Genomic DNA, 14,694 nt, shown 5'->3' on the forward strand with positions numbered 1-14,694 from the left:
TTGAACCTCCATCCATTTCGCGGCGTCAAATGCCCGGAATTTGCAGTCGGCGCCGCCGATCGCGGAGCCGGAGAGGGGCTAGAAATCAGATGGATGCAGCGAAAACGCCGGGCATCTTCGTTCACCAATATGCGGGCCTGCCGCATGGTCCGGCTTTCGAGCATTGGCGCGAGCGGGCCCTAGGTGCCTGTGGCCTCGACATCGGGCCGAGCCATGGCGACAGCATCGATTGCCGGCTCCAGATCAGCGTGGTCGACAATATCGCGCTCGCCATTCCCGAAGGCGCCTCCGCGCAATATTCGCGCACGCAAAGCGGGCTTGCCGACGGCAGCGATGATCTCGTCCTGATTGCGGGACACGCGGGCCTCGTCTGCGTCAGGCAGAACGGCCACACGGTGGAGCTCGCGCCCGCGCAGATGGTGCTCGTCGACATGAGCGTCACCGGTAGCGTCGGCCATACCGAGGACAACCGCTTCACCACCATTCGCATGCCGCGCCGCGCGCTGCTCGACATCAATCCGCGCGCCGAGGACAAGCTGTCGCAAGTGCTCGCTGACGGGGCGGTCGCCGAGACGATCTTCCGCTACCACGCCCTCGCCGCCAATCACGCGCCGCATCTCGATGCCGTCGGCCAGCGTCTCACCGCGCAGCACATGGTCGATCTCGTCGGCCTCCTGCTCGGCACCGATGCCGAGCATGCGGGCCTCGCGCGCGGCCGCGGACATGCGGCGGCCCGTCTCGATCTGATGCGCGCCGACGTGATGGCTGCGCTCGGTCGCAACGATCTCTGCCTGTCGGAGGTTGCGACGCGGTCAGGCTTGAGCCCGCGCCAGGCCCAGCGTCTGTTCGAGCAGGCCGGAACGACCTTCACCGAATTCGTGCTCGAGCAACGCCTGCTGCTGGCGCGAAAACTGCTCGGCGATCCCCGTGCGCGAGCCCGCAAGATCAGCGACATCGCACATTCCTCGGGCTTCTCCGATCTGTCCTATTTCAACCGCGCCTTCCGCAAGCGCTTTGGCGCGACGCCGTCGGACCTGCGCGAGGCGTGAGGCCCGATTTTGTGCAGCGGAGCCCCGCCGCCGCAGTTGGTCGATCCGGGTGAATGAGCTATATCTGCTCGCGCGGGCAGATCGCCGGATTTCTTGGAACAGCGAAGTCAACGGACGAAGTCAACGATCATGGCGCGTATTGTCGTGCTCGGCGCCGGGTTTGCAGGTCTGTGGGCGGCCATCGGCGCCGCGCGCAAGCGCGACGAGATCGGCGCGAGCGGCGACATCGAGATCCGGCTCATTGACCGCAATCCCTATCACAACATCCGGGTGCGCAACTACGAAGTCGATCTCAGCGAGGTCGCGCTTCCGCTGCCGCAACTGCTCGATCCGATCGGCGTCGTCCACGGCATCGGCGAGGTCGAAGCCATCGATCCGGGACGGCGCGAGATTTCGCTTGTCACGAGCCGCGGCGACGAGACGCTGAGCTACGACCGTCTGGTGCTGGCGCTCGGCAGCGAAGTGATGCGTCCCGACATTCCCGGCCTTGCCGAGCATGCTTTCGATGTCGATACCTATGCCGCAGCGCTCCGGCTCGAAAATCATCTCACCTCGCTCGGACGCAGCGCACCCTCGCCGGGGCGTTCGACGGTCGTGGTGGTCGGCGCCGGCTTCACCGGCATCGAGGTCGCGGCCGAGATGCCGGACAGGCTGGCGCGTGCAGGCATCACCGGCAGCCGCCGCGTCATCCTGGTCGACCCCAATCCAGCGGTCGGCGCCACCATCGGCGCGCAGGCGCGTCCCGTCATCGAGACGGCGTTGGCCTCGCTCGACGTCGAAACGCGGCTTGGCGTGCGGGTCGTATCCGTCGAGGCTGCCGGCGTGCATCTGAGCTCGGGCGAGTTCGTTGCGACGCAGACGGTGATCTGGTGCGCCGGGATGCGCGCGAGCCGGCTGGCCGGGAGCTTTGCAGGCGGGCGCGATCGCCTCGGGCGGCTGCTGGTCGATCCCTTCATGCGGGTTGCGGATGTGCCCGGCGTGTTTGCCGCCGGCGACGTCGCGTCCAGCGTGGTCGATGGCTTGCATCCGACCGTGATGTCCTGCCAGTTCGCCCGGCCCATGGGCCGCTTCGCCGGCCACAACGTGGTGGCCGATCTCGCAGGGATGCCGATGCTGCCGCTGCGGATCGACTGGTACGTCACCGTGCTCGATCTCGGGGGCTGGGGCGCGCTCTATACGGAAGGGTGGGACCGCGAGGTCCGCACCACCGGCGCGGCCGCGAAAGCGACCAAGCAGACCATCAATTGCAAGCGCATCTATCCGCCGCTGACGGGCAGCAAGGAAGAGCTGTTCGCTGCGGCCGCTCCGACCGTGCAGGCACCGCCGCCGACCTACGGGGCGCGGTAGAGCCAAACATTCGGTGTCATCGTCCGCGAAGGCGGACGATCCAGTATTCCAGAGACAGTGGTGTGGGGTACGAAGAAGCCGCGGCGTACTGGATTCCCCGCCTTCGCGGGGAATGACAACGGTGGTCGTGTCGGACATCCCGTTACCCCACCTACAATCCCTTGCGTTGCCCGGCGGGCAGAACACCCAAATTGTCGGTCAATGCGCATCATCGAAAATATTCGCCTTTACAGAAATTCGGAATAGACGGATATTGCGCGCACTCCGGCCCAAGGAAGAGGGGCGTATCGCGATCGTCACGAACGCGGGCTGGACGGCGGTGGACGTGGGTCACATCGGCGCGAAAGGGTTTCGCAGGGCGGGCAACCGTGAGCAAAGCCGTCGCGCACACGACCGGTGTGATCCGCGTACGGCAAAATCGTGTGGTCCTGACGCCCGGGGTCTGTGCGTCAAGTGTTGCGGTGGTGTGGCGGCCCGACCGGGTTCGCGCATCAGCCATCCGCAAGGCGACGGGGGCAATAGTGCATCGCTCCCCGGGGAGAGCACGACATAAGCCGTCAAACCACTGCGCAGGGAAGGCCGGATGTTTGGCTTCACCTGTATGCCGCTGTGCAAATTCTTGTTGCCATCTTTCGCACAGTGGACCGTGGGTGCCCGGCCGGCACCCGGTCTTCCCTGCGCCCTCTTTCATTCGAGGGTGAGGCGATCAAGCAAAGCTCGGGCACGATGCGCCGCGAGAGCGCGAGGGTGTGTCTATTGCTGAAAACAGAATACCAATGTCACTACACGCACAAATCTTTGACCGTCGCCCTGAGGTGCTCTTCGTGGGCGCAGTGCGCCCATGAAGAGCCTCGAAGGGCGACGCCCGGCTGCATCCCGGCCGTTCATCCTTCGAGGCTCGGCCTGCGATGCATTTGCATCGCAAGCCTCGCGCCTCAGGATGACGGAATGGGCATTGTGGCCGCGGCGAGATTCCGGATCGTTTCGCTTCCGCCTTCGCTCTCCGAGTTTCGGCGGACAAGTCGCGGCGCCCGCAACGACGAAGTGGAGGGGCGGTGTGATGCGGCAAGCCGCACCATCGCCGATGACACCAGCGCGACCATATCCACACGCTCCACGTGCCTTCGATCCCGTCATCAATTTTCTGCTTGCGGGTTCCAGATTGTGTCGATTAGTTTCCCGCGCAGGGGTTGGGAATGGCGGGCTTTCGATAGATCGGGAGCACTATCAGGGCGAGCTTCGCCGCTGACGCTCCTATTCATTCCACAACGACAGGACTGATCGACGCATCTCGGCCGCGAACGGGCCGTGCTGTGCATGAGGCGACGCGTGCTCTAGTATTCGGCTGATCTCGCAAGAGGAGAAGCCGATGCCGGGCACCGGAAAGAAAGCGCGTGGAGAGAAGCGGATGATGAAGACCGGAGCCGCGATGAAGATTGACGAGCCGGCGCCGGGCACGGCAGGGCAGGCAAATGCCGGCCTTGGCGGCAGTTCCGGCAGCGCTCCGCACGCCAACGGCGCGAAGGCCTCGAGCCAGTCCGATGCCTCCGCCGCGGGCGCGCAAGCCGCGCCGCCGACCAAGACCGTGTCGCAAGTGCTCGGCGAGATCACCTAGCTGATGACGCAGAGCTCGCGCCACAAGGCGATCCCGCTCGGCGATCTCGAATGGCTGGTGGTGCCGGCGATCCTGCTCCGGCAGTTCCGGATTTTCTACAAGGGCGAGCAGCCGGTCGGCGTCGCGTTCTGGGCGCTCGTGGACGAGATCGTCGCGAAGCGGATCGATGCGGGAGGGGTGCGGCTGACGCCGGCGGAGTGGAAGAGTGGGACGAGCAGGAAGATCGTCGATGTCGTTGCGCCGTTTGGCGGCGAGGGGGAGATGCGTGGCCAGCTAATTGGGCAGCATTGAGCCTCTTGATTGGACCGTCAATGACGCACTCGGTGGGAGCAATTTGAGTTATCGATGAAAACGGTTTGGACAAAGGACGACGTCGATCATCTTGTCGAGACCCTCAAAGCGGAGCCGGGCTTCTGGAATGCTTATGTGGATGGTGAGGTCCAATTCAAGCGAATTGAGCCGCAAATATCTCAGTGGATCGGAATGGTGATGCATCGGCTTTTCCCGGCTGCGTCCTATGACGAACTCACGGACCTTCTGCTGCTATTTCGTAAGGAAGTCCGTACGCAACTCGGCTTGGAGTGGTAGCTGAGAATGAGCAAGATAGTGGCTGATGAACGGCACGCAGGTCTCGGGAAGCGGCGTGATCGGGACCATCAACGCAGCGGCCGGCTGGCACTTTGCCGATACCGGTGACTTCAATGGCGACGGCAAGGCCGATCTGCTGATGCTCAACGATACCACCCATGATGCAGCGGTGTGGCTGATGAACGGCACGCAAATCGCAGGGAGCGGCGTCGTCGGCTCGATCAATGCCGCCGGCGGCTGGCATTTTGCGGATACCGGTGACTTCAACGGTGACGGCAAGTCGGACCTGCTTTTCCTCAACGACACGACCCATGGCGTTGCCGTGTGGCAGATGAACGGCGCACAGGTCACCGCCAATCCGCAAGTCGGCATCGCTGCAGCGGGCGATGTCTTCGCCGGTCTGAAGGACGTCAATGGCGATCACAAGTCGGACATCCTGTTCGAGAACAGCACGACGCACGTTCTGACTGCGTGGGAGATGGATGGCATCCAGATTGCCCTGAACCAGCAGATCGGCCCGATCAACGCGGCGGGGGGGGCTGGCATCTGGCTTGAGGGCACCGGCGGAGGAGTTTGAGGCTCGCGCGCTTGGAAACAGGACGAAGCCCAGACATGAGAAAGCGCCCGTGGGGGGCGGGCGCTTTCTGTAGTCGACTTGGGGTTGGGGTCGTCTACATATCCACGTGGCGACTTTGGGGGGCTGGTAAAGAGCCGCGTGAATTCCTGAAACTCAAAAATCTCCTTAGCGAACGAGCGACGCGTTCGAGCTGGTGACAACGACCGGCTTGCCGGCCTTGATGACGCGGGCGGTCTGGGTCAGGCCTTCATCCGAACCCGTGCGTGCCGTGATGCCGAAGCCCGCCACCGCGATCCCTGCGACGAGGGCCACGACCACGATTTTCAAGTGGGTCGAGCGATCTGCGCTGTAAATCGAGTGGTTCATGGAAGGCTCCTGCCGCCATCTACCCGAAGTAGTCGCCTGCGTGTTTGAGCAGGTTCATGCTTCCGGTGCCCACCAACCTAGTATTGGGGGGATTCGTTCCCAAGAGGCCATCACAAGAGCGTGAAATGACGTGAAAGATCGCGATCAAAAACGATCCTTGATCGTGCAATTATGTAATTATTTCAAAGCTGTAATGTGCCTGCACGGCGCCTTGTCGGCAGTTGGTCGACAAGGCGCCAGGAACTCAAAAAGCATTTGCCTGTGGCCGAAAAACACACGGCTTCTTAAGACAAATCAGACGCTTCCGACCGTTTTCAGCCTCGCCCTGGGGTGGATTTCAGCCTGCGACAGCACCGTCGTCTGGGCGCGGAACCGCTCCACCAGGGAACGGACAAAGGGACGAATTGCCGCGGATGTGACCAGCACCGGGGCCTCGCCCTCGCGGGCGGCGCGCTCGAACGCCTCGCGGACGGCCGTCATGAATTCCGACAGCTTCGAGGGTTGCATCGCGAGGCTGCGCTCCTCGCCCTGGCCGATGATGGATTCGGCAAAGGCCTGCTCCCACCGCGCCGACAGCGCGATCAGCGGCAGGTAGCCGTTGTAGGAGGTGTTCTGCGCGCAGATCTGCCGCGCGAGGCGGGCACGGACATGCTCCACCATGGTGGCGGGATTGCGCGAGAAAGCGAGCGAGTCGGCGATGCCTTCGAGGATGGTCGAGAGGTCGCGGATCGAGATGCGTTCGGCGAGCAGCAATTGCAGCACGCGCTGGATGCCGGAGACCGTGACCTGTCCCGGCACGATGTCCTTGACCAGCTCGCCCTGCTCCTTCGGCAGCTCCTTGAGCAGCTTCTGCACCTCGCCATAGGAGAGCAGGTCCGACATGTTGGCCTTGAGCAGCTCGGTGAGATGGGTCGAGAGCACGGTCGCGGCGTCGACGACGGTGTAGCCCTTGAGCGATGCTTCCTCCTTGAGGCTGGCGTCGACCCAGGTCGCGGGCAGGCCGAAGGTTGGCTCGGTGGTGTGGATGCCGGGCACCTGCACCTGACTGCCGCCGGGGTCCATGACCATGAACTGGTTCGGCCAGATCTTGCCGGTGCCGGCGTCGACCTCCTTGATCTTGATGATGTAAGTGTTGGCCTCCAGCTGGACGTTGTCGAGGATCCGCACCGACGGCATCACGAAGCCCATCTCGATCGCGAGCGAACGGCGCAACGCCTTGATCTGCTCGGTGAGGCGGTCGGTGCCGTCGGGGCCGTTGACGAGCGGCAGCAGCGCGTAGCCGAGCTCGATCTTGAGGTCGTCGATCTTCAGCGCCGCCGAGATCGGCTCCTCGGCCGCAGCGGCCCCCGGTGCACCCGGCGTTCCCGGAGCGGGAGCAGCCTTGGCGGCTTCCTCGGCCTTGGCCGTCACCCGGTTGCGGTTGCGGGCGTTCCAGGCGAGCGCGGCGGCGCCGGCGCCGAGCGCGAAAAAGGGGATCGTCGGAATGCCCGGCAGGGCGGCCAGCACCAGCATGACCGCCGCGGACATCGCGAGCGCCTGCGGATAGCCGGAGAATTGCTTCATCAGCGCCTTGTCGGCGGCGCCGGAGACGCCCGCCTTGGAGACGAGCAGGCCGGCCGCGGTCGAGACGATCAGCGCCGGCACCTGGGTGACGAGGCCGTCACCGACGGTCAGCAGCGTGTAGCTGCGCCCGGCGTCGGCGAAGGACATGCCCTGCTGCGCCACGCCGATGATCATGCCGCCGACGACGTTGATGAAGACGATCAGGAGGCCGGCGATGGCGTCGCCGCGGACGAACTTCGAGGCACCGTCCATGGCGCCGAAGAAGCCGCTTTCGTCCTCCAGCTCCTTGCGCCGGTGCTTGGCGACCGCCTCGTCGATCAGGCCGGCGGAGAGGTCGGCGTCGATCGCCATCTGCTTGCCGGGCATGGCGTCGAGGTGGAAGCGGGCGGCGACTTCGGCGATACGGCCCGAACCCTTGGTGATGACGATGAAGTTGACGATGATCAGGATGGCGAAGACGATGATGCCGATGACGAAATTGCCGCCCATCACGAAGCTGCCGAAGGCTTCGATGACGTGACCGGCGGCCGCCGTGCCCTCGTGCCCATGCGACAGGATCAAACGAGTCGAGGCCATGTTGAGCGACAGGCGCAGCATGGTCGAGATCAGCAGGACGGTCGGGAAGGCGGAGAATTCCAGCGGCGCCTGAATGAACAGCGAGGTCATCAGGATCAGGATCGAGAGAGTGATCGAGATCGCCAGGAACAGGTCCAGCACGATCGCGGGCAGCGGCAGGATCAGCACCACCAGGATGGTGAGGACGCCGAGCGCCAGCGCGATGTCGCCGCGCTTGAGGATGTTGACGATCTCGGAGAGGGAGGGGATGCCGGGCCTTGCTGCGCCTACGCCCTGTCCCGCGGTGACATCGACCATCGTAGCTGCCTCCCCGCGCGACTGCCGTCCGCGCGCCCCAAATGTCTGCGCGGCGGCCGAGGGGCCGCCGTTTCGAAAGTGAGGCACCGCACTGGCGTCCACAGGGGATCCCCCGTTCTACGCGGCTGACGACACTCGACTTCACCCGGCAATTCTTGCCGGGTGTATGGTTAGCAAAGGGTTAACGGAGGGGTGGGAAGCGGGGTAGGCCGGGGCGTTTCGGCATTCAGGCAGGGAAGAAGTCGTCATGGCCGGGACAAGTCCGCCCATGACGCTGTGGAGGCATGGATGTGCCGGAAGACTGGCTGAGGAAAAGGCCGCCCTATTTCGCCTTCTCGATCTTCGTCACCGTGTACCCCGACGCCGCCTCCTCGGCCTCGAAGGTCACCTTGTCGCCGACCTTCACCTGCTTGAGCAGAGCGGGGTCCTTGACGCGGTAGACCATGGTCATGGGCTCCTCCATGCCGAGGCTCTTGGCGGGGCCGTGCTTGAGCGTGATCTTGCCGGCGCCCTCGTCGATCTTCTTGACCTCGCCGCTGATCGAGGCCGCCAGGGCTCCGGTGGCAACGCTCATGGCCAGCGCCAGGATCGATGCGATACGGACGATGCGGTTCATGGAAATCTCCATCATTTCACGGTGACGTGGCCGACCATGCCGTTGTCGCGGTGGTCGGGAATGAGGCACGAATATTCGAACGTGCCGGGCTTGCTGAATTTCCAGAGGATCTCGGCCGTCTTTTGCGGCGCGAGCCTGACCCCGTTGGGATCGTCGTGCTCCATATGCGGATGCTTCTTCATCTCCACCGCATGCGCGAGATTCTCCTTGGTGGTGGCGAGCAGGAATTCGTGGTCCTCCTTGCCGACATTGCGCAGCACGAAGCGGATCTGCTCGCCGCGCTTGACCTCGATCCTGGCGGGTGCGTAGTCCATCTCGTTCAACAGGACCTCGATGGTGCGCGCGGGCTTCTTGGGATCGCCGGGCTCGCCGGCCGAGAAGGTCGCGTGACCGTGCTGGTCGTGAGCGACGGCCGGCGCGATTGAAAGCGCAGCCAGCGCCAGAGCGAGTTTGATCGTCTTCATCATGGTCTCCAGTTGGTGGTTCATCGAAACGCTCACATCTTCATCTTGTGCGGGGGCGAGCCGGGCTGCCGCATTGGTGCCGCATCGGGCGCTCCGACCTCGTAGGCGACGGTGCCTTTGGGGAATTGGTAGGGACCGGGATCGCGATAATCGTCGCGGGCGAGGTCCTCGCGGATCTTCATCACCGTGAACATGCCGCCCATCTCGATCGGGCCGAATTGGCCGGTGCCGCTCATCATCGGCAGCGTGTTGTCGGGCGCGGGCATCTCCATGTTGCCCATCGCCATGCCGGCCTGGCCCATCACCATCGCATCCGGCGCGAGCTTGCCGACGGCCTTGGCGAGATCCTTGCGTGACACCCCGATCAGATTGCGCATGTCGTGGCCCATCGCGTTCATGGTGTGATGCGACTTGTGGCAGTGGAACGCCCAGTCGCCGGGATTGTCGGCGAGCACGTCGAACACACGCACAGCGCCGACGGGAACGTCTGTCGTCGTCTCCGGATATTGCGCGCTCTCTGGGATCCAGCCGCCGTCCGTGCAGGTCACCGCAAAACTGTGGCCGTGCAGATGGATCGGATGGTTGGTCATGCTGAGATTGCCGATGCGCACGCGCACCTTGTCGCCGAGCCTGACCGGCAGCGGATCGATGCCGGGAAATACCCGTGCGTTCCAGGTCCACATGTTGAAGTCGGTCATCTCGTTGACCTTCGGCAGATAGGTGCCGGGGTCGACGCGGTAGGTGCTCATCACGAAGACGAAGTCGCGGTCGACCGGCCGGAAATTCGGATCGCGCGGGTGCACGACGACCATGCCCATCATGCCCATCGCCATCTGCACCATCTCGTCGGAATGCGGGTGGTACATGAAGGTTCCGCTCTTCCTCATCTCGAACTCGTAGACGAAGGTCTTGCCGGGATCGATGTGCGGCTGGTTCAGGCCGCCGACGCCGTCCATGCCGCTCGGAATGATCATGCCGTGCCAGTGCACGGTGGTGTATTCGGGCAGGCGGTTGGTGACGAAGATGCGGACCTTGTCGCCTTCGACGGCCTCGATGGTCGGGCCCGGCGACTGCCCGTTATAGCCCCACAGATTCACCTTCATGCCTTCGGCGAATTCACGCACCACGGGCTCGGCGACGAGATGGAATTCCTTCCAGTCGCCGTTCATGCGAAACGGCAACGACCAGCCGTTCAGCGTGACGACGGGGCGATAGTCCGGGCCGCTGATCGGATGCAGCGGCGGCTGCATCACCACCTTGTCCATGTGTGGCGCTTCCGGAATCGAGGCGGCCTGGACGCGGCCGCTGACGACGGACGCGCTGGCAAGCGCGGCGGTGCCCAAAAATCCTCGGCGGGAAAACATGTTGGCCTCCATGTCAGTGGCCGCCATCGGCAGGCGCTGCCGCGGCGATGGTGGTTGAATTGTCGCTGCCGGAAGCAGGCGCGCCGCCGCCATTGACGGCGGTCTGCAAGTCGGACTGGGCGAGGAAGAATCTCTGCCTGGCGTCGATCGCGCCGCGCAGCGAGGCGAGCCGCTGACGCGCTTCGGTCAGCAGCGCGAAGATGTCGACCTGCATGCTGGAGAAGCGCAGCTGCATCTCCTCGGTGATGATTTTTCGCAAGGGGATGATCTCGCGCTGGTAGTGTCTGGCGATGTCGTAGCTGGAGCGATAGACACGATAAGCGTCGCGCGCTTCCGAGCGCACATTCACGGCGCGCTCGGTCAGGCGGTTGAAGGCGAAATTGTAGGTCTCCGCCGCCTGGCGCGCTCGCACCTCGCCGCCGTCGAAGATCGGGATCTGGAACTGCACGTCGAAGCCGCGCTCGCGGAACGGTGCGCCTTCGGGGTCCTGGGTGCGGCGGGAGATGCCGGTGAGATCGAGCAATGTCACGAAGCGCGTCGCCTCGGTGAGGCTGAGCGATTTCGCCAGCGCCGTCAGCTCGAGCCGTGCGATCTGCAAGTCGATGCGATGCGCCACCGCGTCGGCCTCGATCGACGGCAGCGCCTGCGGCCGGCGCGGCAGCGGCGGCAATTGATTGGGCAGACGGAAATCGAGGCCGCCGTCCCACAGTCCCATCAGCCGCGCCAGTTTTTCGCGTGCGCTCGCTGCGGTCTGCCGCGCGGTGGCGAGGTCGGCGGTGGTTTCGGCGTAGAACACCTGCTCGCGGGCCTGGTCGAGCTTGTTGATCGAGCCGGTCTCGCCGAGCTTGACGGCAAGCTGCGCCGTCGATTCCGCCGTCGCCTTTGCGTCCGTCAGCAGCGCGACCATCTCGTTGCCGGCAACGCTGCGGACATAGGCGCGGCGGACGTCGGCGGCGAGCCGCAGCGTCGCCAGCGCCGCGCGCAACTGCGCCTGACGAAACCGCTCGCGCGCGATGTCGGAGCGGAACGGCAGGGTGGCGAGTGCGAGGATGTCACCGACCACCTGGCGCTCGATCTCGCTGGCGCCATTGCCCGAGATTCGCGACACCGAGAACACGGGATTGGGTGGCAGGCTCTGCTCGACGAGATCGGTCTCGGCCAGCGCCAGCTCGTTATAGGCGGCCTGCAGCCCCTTGTTGTTGAGCAGCGCGATCTGCACGGCGGTGTCTGCGCTCAGTGTTCGAGACAGCAGTTGGCGAACGCGCGCATCGACCGCGCCGGCGCCATCGGCTGTTCGCACGAAGGCGACATCCTTTTTGATGGTCTGGCTCGTCAGCTCCGAGACGGTCGTCATACCGCCGTCGGGCGAGAACGCGGCACAGCCAGACAGGCCAAGCGCAGCGAGAACGAGCAGGCTTCGCGCCAGATAATGTGTCATGGCGCGCTCCTACCGGTCTTGCTTCGGCTGTGGCGTGACGGCGTCGTTGCGCGCGCGCCAGGGCGCCGGCGTCGCTGGCCGCAGGCTGGTGTAGGGCGCGATGGCCGACCGATAGCCGACGGGCGCGACCCTCGCTGCCGGATCGGCAGGATCGGCGGCAGCGACTTGCGTGGTCGCCGGCATGCAGCCGGACAGCGCCAGCGCAATCACGGCCAGCAGCGGCCAATGACCTGGAAAATGTCGTCCGCGCGCCGCGGATGCGGCGAATTTCGCCCGGGAAAGCGTAAGCATGATTCATCCCTGATCTGTCGTGGAGACCACAGGTTCGCGCGCGCAAATGCGCGCTCGGCCTGACGTCGTCGGGTCAGATCAGGCGATGGGGGGACGGTAGTGCAGGGGCGGCGCCTCGCTGTGCAGGCTCGCCACGATCTCGGGTGCGCAAGCGGAGACCGGCTGAAGCGGCTTGGCGACGCTGGGCAGATCGGCCGGCAGGGCGCTGACGCACATCATCGCGCAGCACGGACCCACTGTGCCCTTGCCGTCATGATGATGCGGAGCGGGCGTGTCCTGCGCGGTGGTCTGGTGATGCGCGCGCATTCCCGCGTGGTCATGCGGCACGTCGCCATGCATGTGGCCGGCCTGCATCTGGTGATGCGCCGGCGCGAGGTCAGCCAGCGCGGTCTCATCGAGGCAGGGGGCCGGGCCACTGCCCCAGGCGAGGCTTGCTGCCGGCGCGAGCACGCAGAACAGATAGGCAAGGGCAATGAAACGCCCCACCTTGATCCGCATCGATCGTGTCAATCGCAGCAACATTGCGCCGATAGGTTCCCCGCGCAGCAATGACGCCCACGCTGATCGCAAACTAATCGCAAAAGGCGCGGTCGCCAAGCACCTTCTTACCGCAGCGCACCGCGCATGCCCAATATCGCGCCACGATGCTTGACCTTATGGCGGTCCACAACCATGGTCCGCCCGTGCTCGCGCCAAATCATTCAGAACAAACGCCTGCTTCATTCAGCCCTGATTCGCGTCAGGCCTGGATGCGGCTCGTCATTGCGCTTGCGATCGGCTCGATCGGTGCCGTGGGGATGTGGGCCGTCGTGGTCGTGATCCCGGTGGTGCAGGCGGAATTCGGCGCCACACGCGGTGCGGTGTCGCTGGCCTTCACGCTGATGATGTTCGGCTTCGGGCTCGGCGGCGTGATCGCCGGCAAGATCACGGACCGATTCGGCATCGTGCCTGCGATGGCGATCAGCATCGCCTTCCTCGGCGTCGCCAACGTGCTCGCGGGGCTGTCGAGCCAGCTCTGGCAATTCGTGGCGGCCTATTTCCTCATCGGCCTCGGGACATCGGCGACCTTCGCGCCCCTGATGGCGGAAGCCTCACACTGGTTCGAGCGCTATCGCGGGCTTGCCGTGACCATCGTCGCGAGCGGCAATTACGTCGCCGGCACGATGTGGCCGCCGATCGTGAACTGGGGCACGCAGACCGCCGGCTGGCGCTATACCCATATCGGCATCGGCATTGTCTGCGCGAGCACGATGGCGCTTCTGGTGCTCATGCTGCGCGCGCAGATGGGCGACGACAAAGTCCGCAATCATGCCAATGCGCCGCCGCCGCGGGTCGATCTCAAGCTGTCGACCAACACGCTGACGGTGCTGCTCTCGATCGCCAGCATCTCCTGCTGCGTCGCCATGGCGATGCCGCAGGTGCATATCGTCGCCTATTGCGGCGATCTCGGCTATGGCGTGGCGCGCGGCGCCGAGATGCTGTCCCTGATGATGGCCTGCGGCATCGTCAGCCGGATCGGCTCGGGCTATCTCGCCGACAAGATCGGCGGCATCCGCACGCTGCTGCTCGGCTCGCTGGCGCAGGGCTTTGCGCTGGTGTTCTATCTGTTCTTCGACAGCCTCGCCTCGCTCTATCTGATCTCGGCGATGTTCGGCCTGTTCCAGGGCGGCATCGTGCCGAGCTACGCCATCATCGTGCGCGAGGCGATGCCGGCCAGCGAAGCCGCAACCCGTGTCGGCATCGTGATCTTCGCCTCCGTGTTCGGCATGTCCTTCGGCGGCTGGGTGTCGGGCGTGATCTTCGACGCCACCGGGTCCTACGCCGCAGCCTTCGCCAATGGCGTCGCCTGGAACGCGCTCAATATCGGCATCGTCGTGTTGCTGTTGATCCGCTCGCGGATGAACGCGGTGAAGGCCGGTCCGGGGTTTGCGACCTAAAGCATGATCCGGAAAAGTGCGAAGCGGTTTTCCGAAAAGATCATGCTCAAACAATAGCCTAAAGCGCGATGATGATTCATTCCAATCTCATCGCGCTTGAGGCCTCGTCAATGCGAAAGCGGGTCGAGAAAGGGCGTATCGGCCGTGCTGACGTAGAAGATGACGACCTTGGTCTCGCCGTCGGTCCGGTTGTAGCCGGTCATGGCCACGCCCGGGGGTTCCACCAGCCCCTCGCCGGCCTTGACCGTGAGGGGCGGCTTGCCGGCCAGCTCCAGTGTGAAGGCACCTTCGAGCACGTACACAGTCACTGGGTAACGGTGGGTGTGATAGACGGTCTTGTCGCCTGGCTTGAATGATGCCGTCATCACTCGGACCCATTGCTTGTCGACCTTCGGCAGCCCCTCAACCATTTGCTGCAGCACCAGATTCGGTTTGGCGATGCCGTGCGCATCGTGGCTTTGAGCGATGGCTGCGGCAGTCCAGCCCAGCACGACTGCCGTGCCGAGGACGAGGTGAGGGCGCATCTTCAGGTCTCCATGGCCAATTTGCGGAAAGGCATCAGCCTAAAAGCGGTCGTTCAGGCCCGGGAGCCGCAACATTGCGGGT

At 64.5% G+C, this 14,694-nt stretch carries 16 protein-coding genes; 7 read left to right on the forward strand and 9 right to left on the reverse strand.

Features of this window, described 5'->3' with window-relative positions; genetic code table 11:
* The first annotated feature begins 89 nt into the window (after nt 1–89).
* The 6 genes from I3J27_RS06855 (at nt 90) to I3J27_RS06880 (ending at nt 5,176) form a co-directional block, all read left to right on the forward strand.
* Nucleotides 90–1,049 carry a helix-turn-helix transcriptional regulator gene (locus tag I3J27_RS06855; RefSeq protein WP_270166852.1) on the forward strand — a complete coding sequence of 320 codons (960 nt, stop codon included), beginning with the start codon at nt 90–92 and terminating at the stop codon, nt 1,047–1,049.
* 129 nt (nt 1,050–1,178) lie between these two features.
* On the forward strand, nt 1,179–2,396 hold the full coding sequence (locus I3J27_RS06860) for an NAD(P)/FAD-dependent oxidoreductase (RefSeq protein ID WP_270166854.1): 1,218 nt from the start codon (nt 1,179–1,181) through the stop codon (nt 2,394–2,396).
* A gap of 1,408 nt (nt 2,397–3,804) precedes the next feature.
* Nucleotides 3,805–4,011: a hypothetical protein gene (locus tag I3J27_RS06865; RefSeq protein WP_270166856.1), complete on the forward strand. Its 207-nt coding sequence runs from the start codon at nt 3,805–3,807 to the stop codon at nt 4,009–4,011.
* Nucleotides 4,012–4,014: 3 nt separating this feature from the next.
* Nucleotides 4,015–4,302, forward strand: coding sequence for a toxin-activating lysine-acyltransferase (locus I3J27_RS06870; protein ID WP_270166858.1), 288 nt, complete (start codon nt 4,015–4,017; stop codon nt 4,300–4,302).
* Nucleotides 4,303–4,356: 54 nt separating this feature from the next.
* Complete coding sequence (locus I3J27_RS06875; RefSeq protein WP_270166860.1) at nt 4,357–4,599, forward strand: hypothetical protein; 243 nt, start codon at nt 4,357–4,359, stop codon at nt 4,597–4,599.
* Between the two features lie 25 nt (nt 4,600–4,624).
* Nucleotides 4,625–5,176 carry an FG-GAP repeat domain-containing protein gene (locus I3J27_RS06880; protein WP_270166863.1) on the forward strand — a complete coding sequence of 184 codons (552 nt, stop codon included), beginning with the start codon at nt 4,625–4,627 and terminating at the stop codon, nt 5,174–5,176.
* A gap of 165 nt (nt 5,177–5,341) precedes the next feature.
* Here the strand turns inward: I3J27_RS06880 and I3J27_RS06885 are convergent, their stop codons facing one another.
* The 8 genes from I3J27_RS06885 to I3J27_RS06920 form a co-directional block, all read right to left on the reverse strand.
* Complete coding sequence (locus tag I3J27_RS06885) at nt 5,342–5,542, reverse strand: hypothetical protein (protein ID WP_270166865.1); 201 nt, start codon at nt 5,540–5,542, stop codon at nt 5,342–5,344.
* A gap of 294 nt (nt 5,543–5,836) precedes the next feature.
* Nucleotides 5,837–7,978: a flagellar biosynthesis protein FlhA gene (flhA, locus tag I3J27_RS06890; RefSeq protein ID WP_270166867.1), complete on the reverse strand. Its 2,142-nt coding sequence runs from the start codon at nt 7,976–7,978 to the stop codon at nt 5,837–5,839.
* A gap of 322 nt (nt 7,979–8,300) precedes the next feature.
* Nucleotides 8,301–8,594, reverse strand: coding sequence for a copper-binding protein (locus tag I3J27_RS06895; protein ID WP_270166869.1), 294 nt, complete (start codon nt 8,592–8,594; stop codon nt 8,301–8,303).
* An 11-nt stretch (nt 8,595–8,605) separates the two neighbouring features.
* Nucleotides 8,606–9,061, reverse strand: a complete 456-nt coding sequence (locus tag I3J27_RS06900) for a cupredoxin domain-containing protein (RefSeq protein WP_270172602.1) — start codon at nt 9,059–9,061, stop codon at nt 8,606–8,608.
* Between the two features lie 29 nt (nt 9,062–9,090).
* Nucleotides 9,091–10,422 carry a copper oxidase gene (locus I3J27_RS06905; protein ID WP_270166871.1) on the reverse strand — a complete coding sequence of 444 codons (1,332 nt, stop codon included), beginning with the start codon at nt 10,420–10,422 and terminating at the stop codon, nt 9,091–9,093.
* Between the two features lie 13 nt (nt 10,423–10,435).
* Entirely contained in the window at nt 10,436–11,860 is a 1,425-nt protein-coding gene (locus tag I3J27_RS06910; protein WP_270166873.1) for a TolC family protein, read from the reverse strand.
* Nucleotides 11,861–11,869: 9 nt separating this feature from the next.
* Nucleotides 11,870–12,151, reverse strand: a complete 282-nt coding sequence (locus I3J27_RS06915; protein ID WP_270166875.1) for a hypothetical protein — start codon at nt 12,149–12,151, stop codon at nt 11,870–11,872.
* A gap of 78 nt (nt 12,152–12,229) precedes the next feature.
* Nucleotides 12,230–12,673 (reverse strand): hypothetical protein, encoded by a 444-nt coding sequence (locus I3J27_RS06920; RefSeq protein WP_306417053.1) that lies wholly within the window; start codon nt 12,671–12,673, stop codon nt 12,230–12,232.
* A 227-nt stretch (nt 12,674–12,900) separates the two neighbouring features.
* Between I3J27_RS06920 and I3J27_RS06925 the strand changes: the two genes are divergently transcribed.
* Entirely contained in the window at nt 12,901–14,088 is a 1,188-nt protein-coding gene (locus I3J27_RS06925; RefSeq protein ID WP_270166879.1) for an MFS transporter, read from the forward strand.
* A 107-nt stretch (nt 14,089–14,195) separates the two neighbouring features.
* Here I3J27_RS06925 and I3J27_RS06930 read toward each other — a convergent pair whose 3' ends face one another.
* Nucleotides 14,196–14,612: a cupin domain-containing protein gene (locus I3J27_RS06930; RefSeq protein ID WP_270166881.1), complete on the reverse strand. Its 417-nt coding sequence runs from the start codon at nt 14,610–14,612 to the stop codon at nt 14,196–14,198.
* Nucleotides 14,613–14,694 lie beyond the last annotated feature (82 nt).

This window comes from Bradyrhizobium xenonodulans (genome assembly GCF_027594865.1).
In the GTDB taxonomy this organism is placed as follows: Bacteria; Pseudomonadota; Alphaproteobacteria; order Rhizobiales; family Xanthobacteraceae; genus Bradyrhizobium; species Bradyrhizobium xenonodulans.

Excerpts from the sequence above, each read along its gene's own strand:
- I3J27_RS06910 (WP_270166873.1), bottom strand. The coding sequence starts at position 11,860 with ATGACACATTATCTGGCGCGAAGCCTGCTCGTTCTCGCTGCGCTTGGC.
- I3J27_RS06930 (WP_270166881.1), bottom strand. The coding sequence starts at position 14,612 with ATGCGCCCTCACCTCGTCCTCGGCACGGCAGTCGTGCTGGGCTGGACT.
- I3J27_RS06880 (WP_270166863.1), top strand. The coding sequence starts at position 4,625 with ATGAACGGCACGCAGGTCTCGGGAAGCGGCGTGATCGGGACCATCAAC.
- I3J27_RS06895 (WP_270166869.1), bottom strand. The coding sequence starts at position 8,594 with ATGAACCGCATCGTCCGTATCGCATCGATCCTGGCGCTGGCCATGAGC.
- I3J27_RS06900 (WP_270172602.1), bottom strand. The coding sequence starts at position 9,061 with ATGATGAAGACGATCAAACTCGCTCTGGCGCTGGCTGCGCTTTCAATC.
- flhA (WP_270166867.1), bottom strand. The coding sequence starts at position 7,978 with ATGGTCGATGTCACCGCGGGACAGGGCGTAGGCGCAGCAAGGCCCGGC.
- I3J27_RS06875 (WP_270166860.1), top strand. The coding sequence starts at position 4,357 with ATGAAAACGGTTTGGACAAAGGACGACGTCGATCATCTTGTCGAGACC.
- I3J27_RS06870 (WP_270166858.1), top strand. The coding sequence starts at position 4,015 with ATGACGCAGAGCTCGCGCCACAAGGCGATCCCGCTCGGCGATCTCGAA.
- I3J27_RS06915 (WP_270166875.1), bottom strand. The coding sequence starts at position 12,151 with ATGCTTACGCTTTCCCGGGCGAAATTCGCCGCATCCGCGGCGCGCGGA.
- I3J27_RS06885 (WP_270166865.1), bottom strand. The coding sequence starts at position 5,542 with ATGAACCACTCGATTTACAGCGCAGATCGCTCGACCCACTTGAAAATC.
- I3J27_RS06865 (WP_270166856.1), top strand. The coding sequence starts at position 3,805 with ATGATGAAGACCGGAGCCGCGATGAAGATTGACGAGCCGGCGCCGGGC.
- I3J27_RS06905 (WP_270166871.1), bottom strand. The coding sequence starts at position 10,422 with ATGTTTTCCCGCCGAGGATTTTTGGGCACCGCCGCGCTTGCCAGCGCG.
- I3J27_RS06925 (WP_270166879.1), top strand. The coding sequence starts at position 12,901 with ATGCGGCTCGTCATTGCGCTTGCGATCGGCTCGATCGGTGCCGTGGGG.
- I3J27_RS06855 (WP_270166852.1), top strand. The coding sequence starts at position 90 with ATGGATGCAGCGAAAACGCCGGGCATCTTCGTTCACCAATATGCGGGC.
- I3J27_RS06920 (WP_306417053.1), bottom strand. The coding sequence starts at position 12,673 with ATGTTGCTGCGATTGACACGATCGATGCGGATCAAGGTGGGGCGTTTC.
- I3J27_RS06860 (WP_270166854.1), top strand. The coding sequence starts at position 1,179 with ATGGCGCGTATTGTCGTGCTCGGCGCCGGGTTTGCAGGTCTGTGGGCG.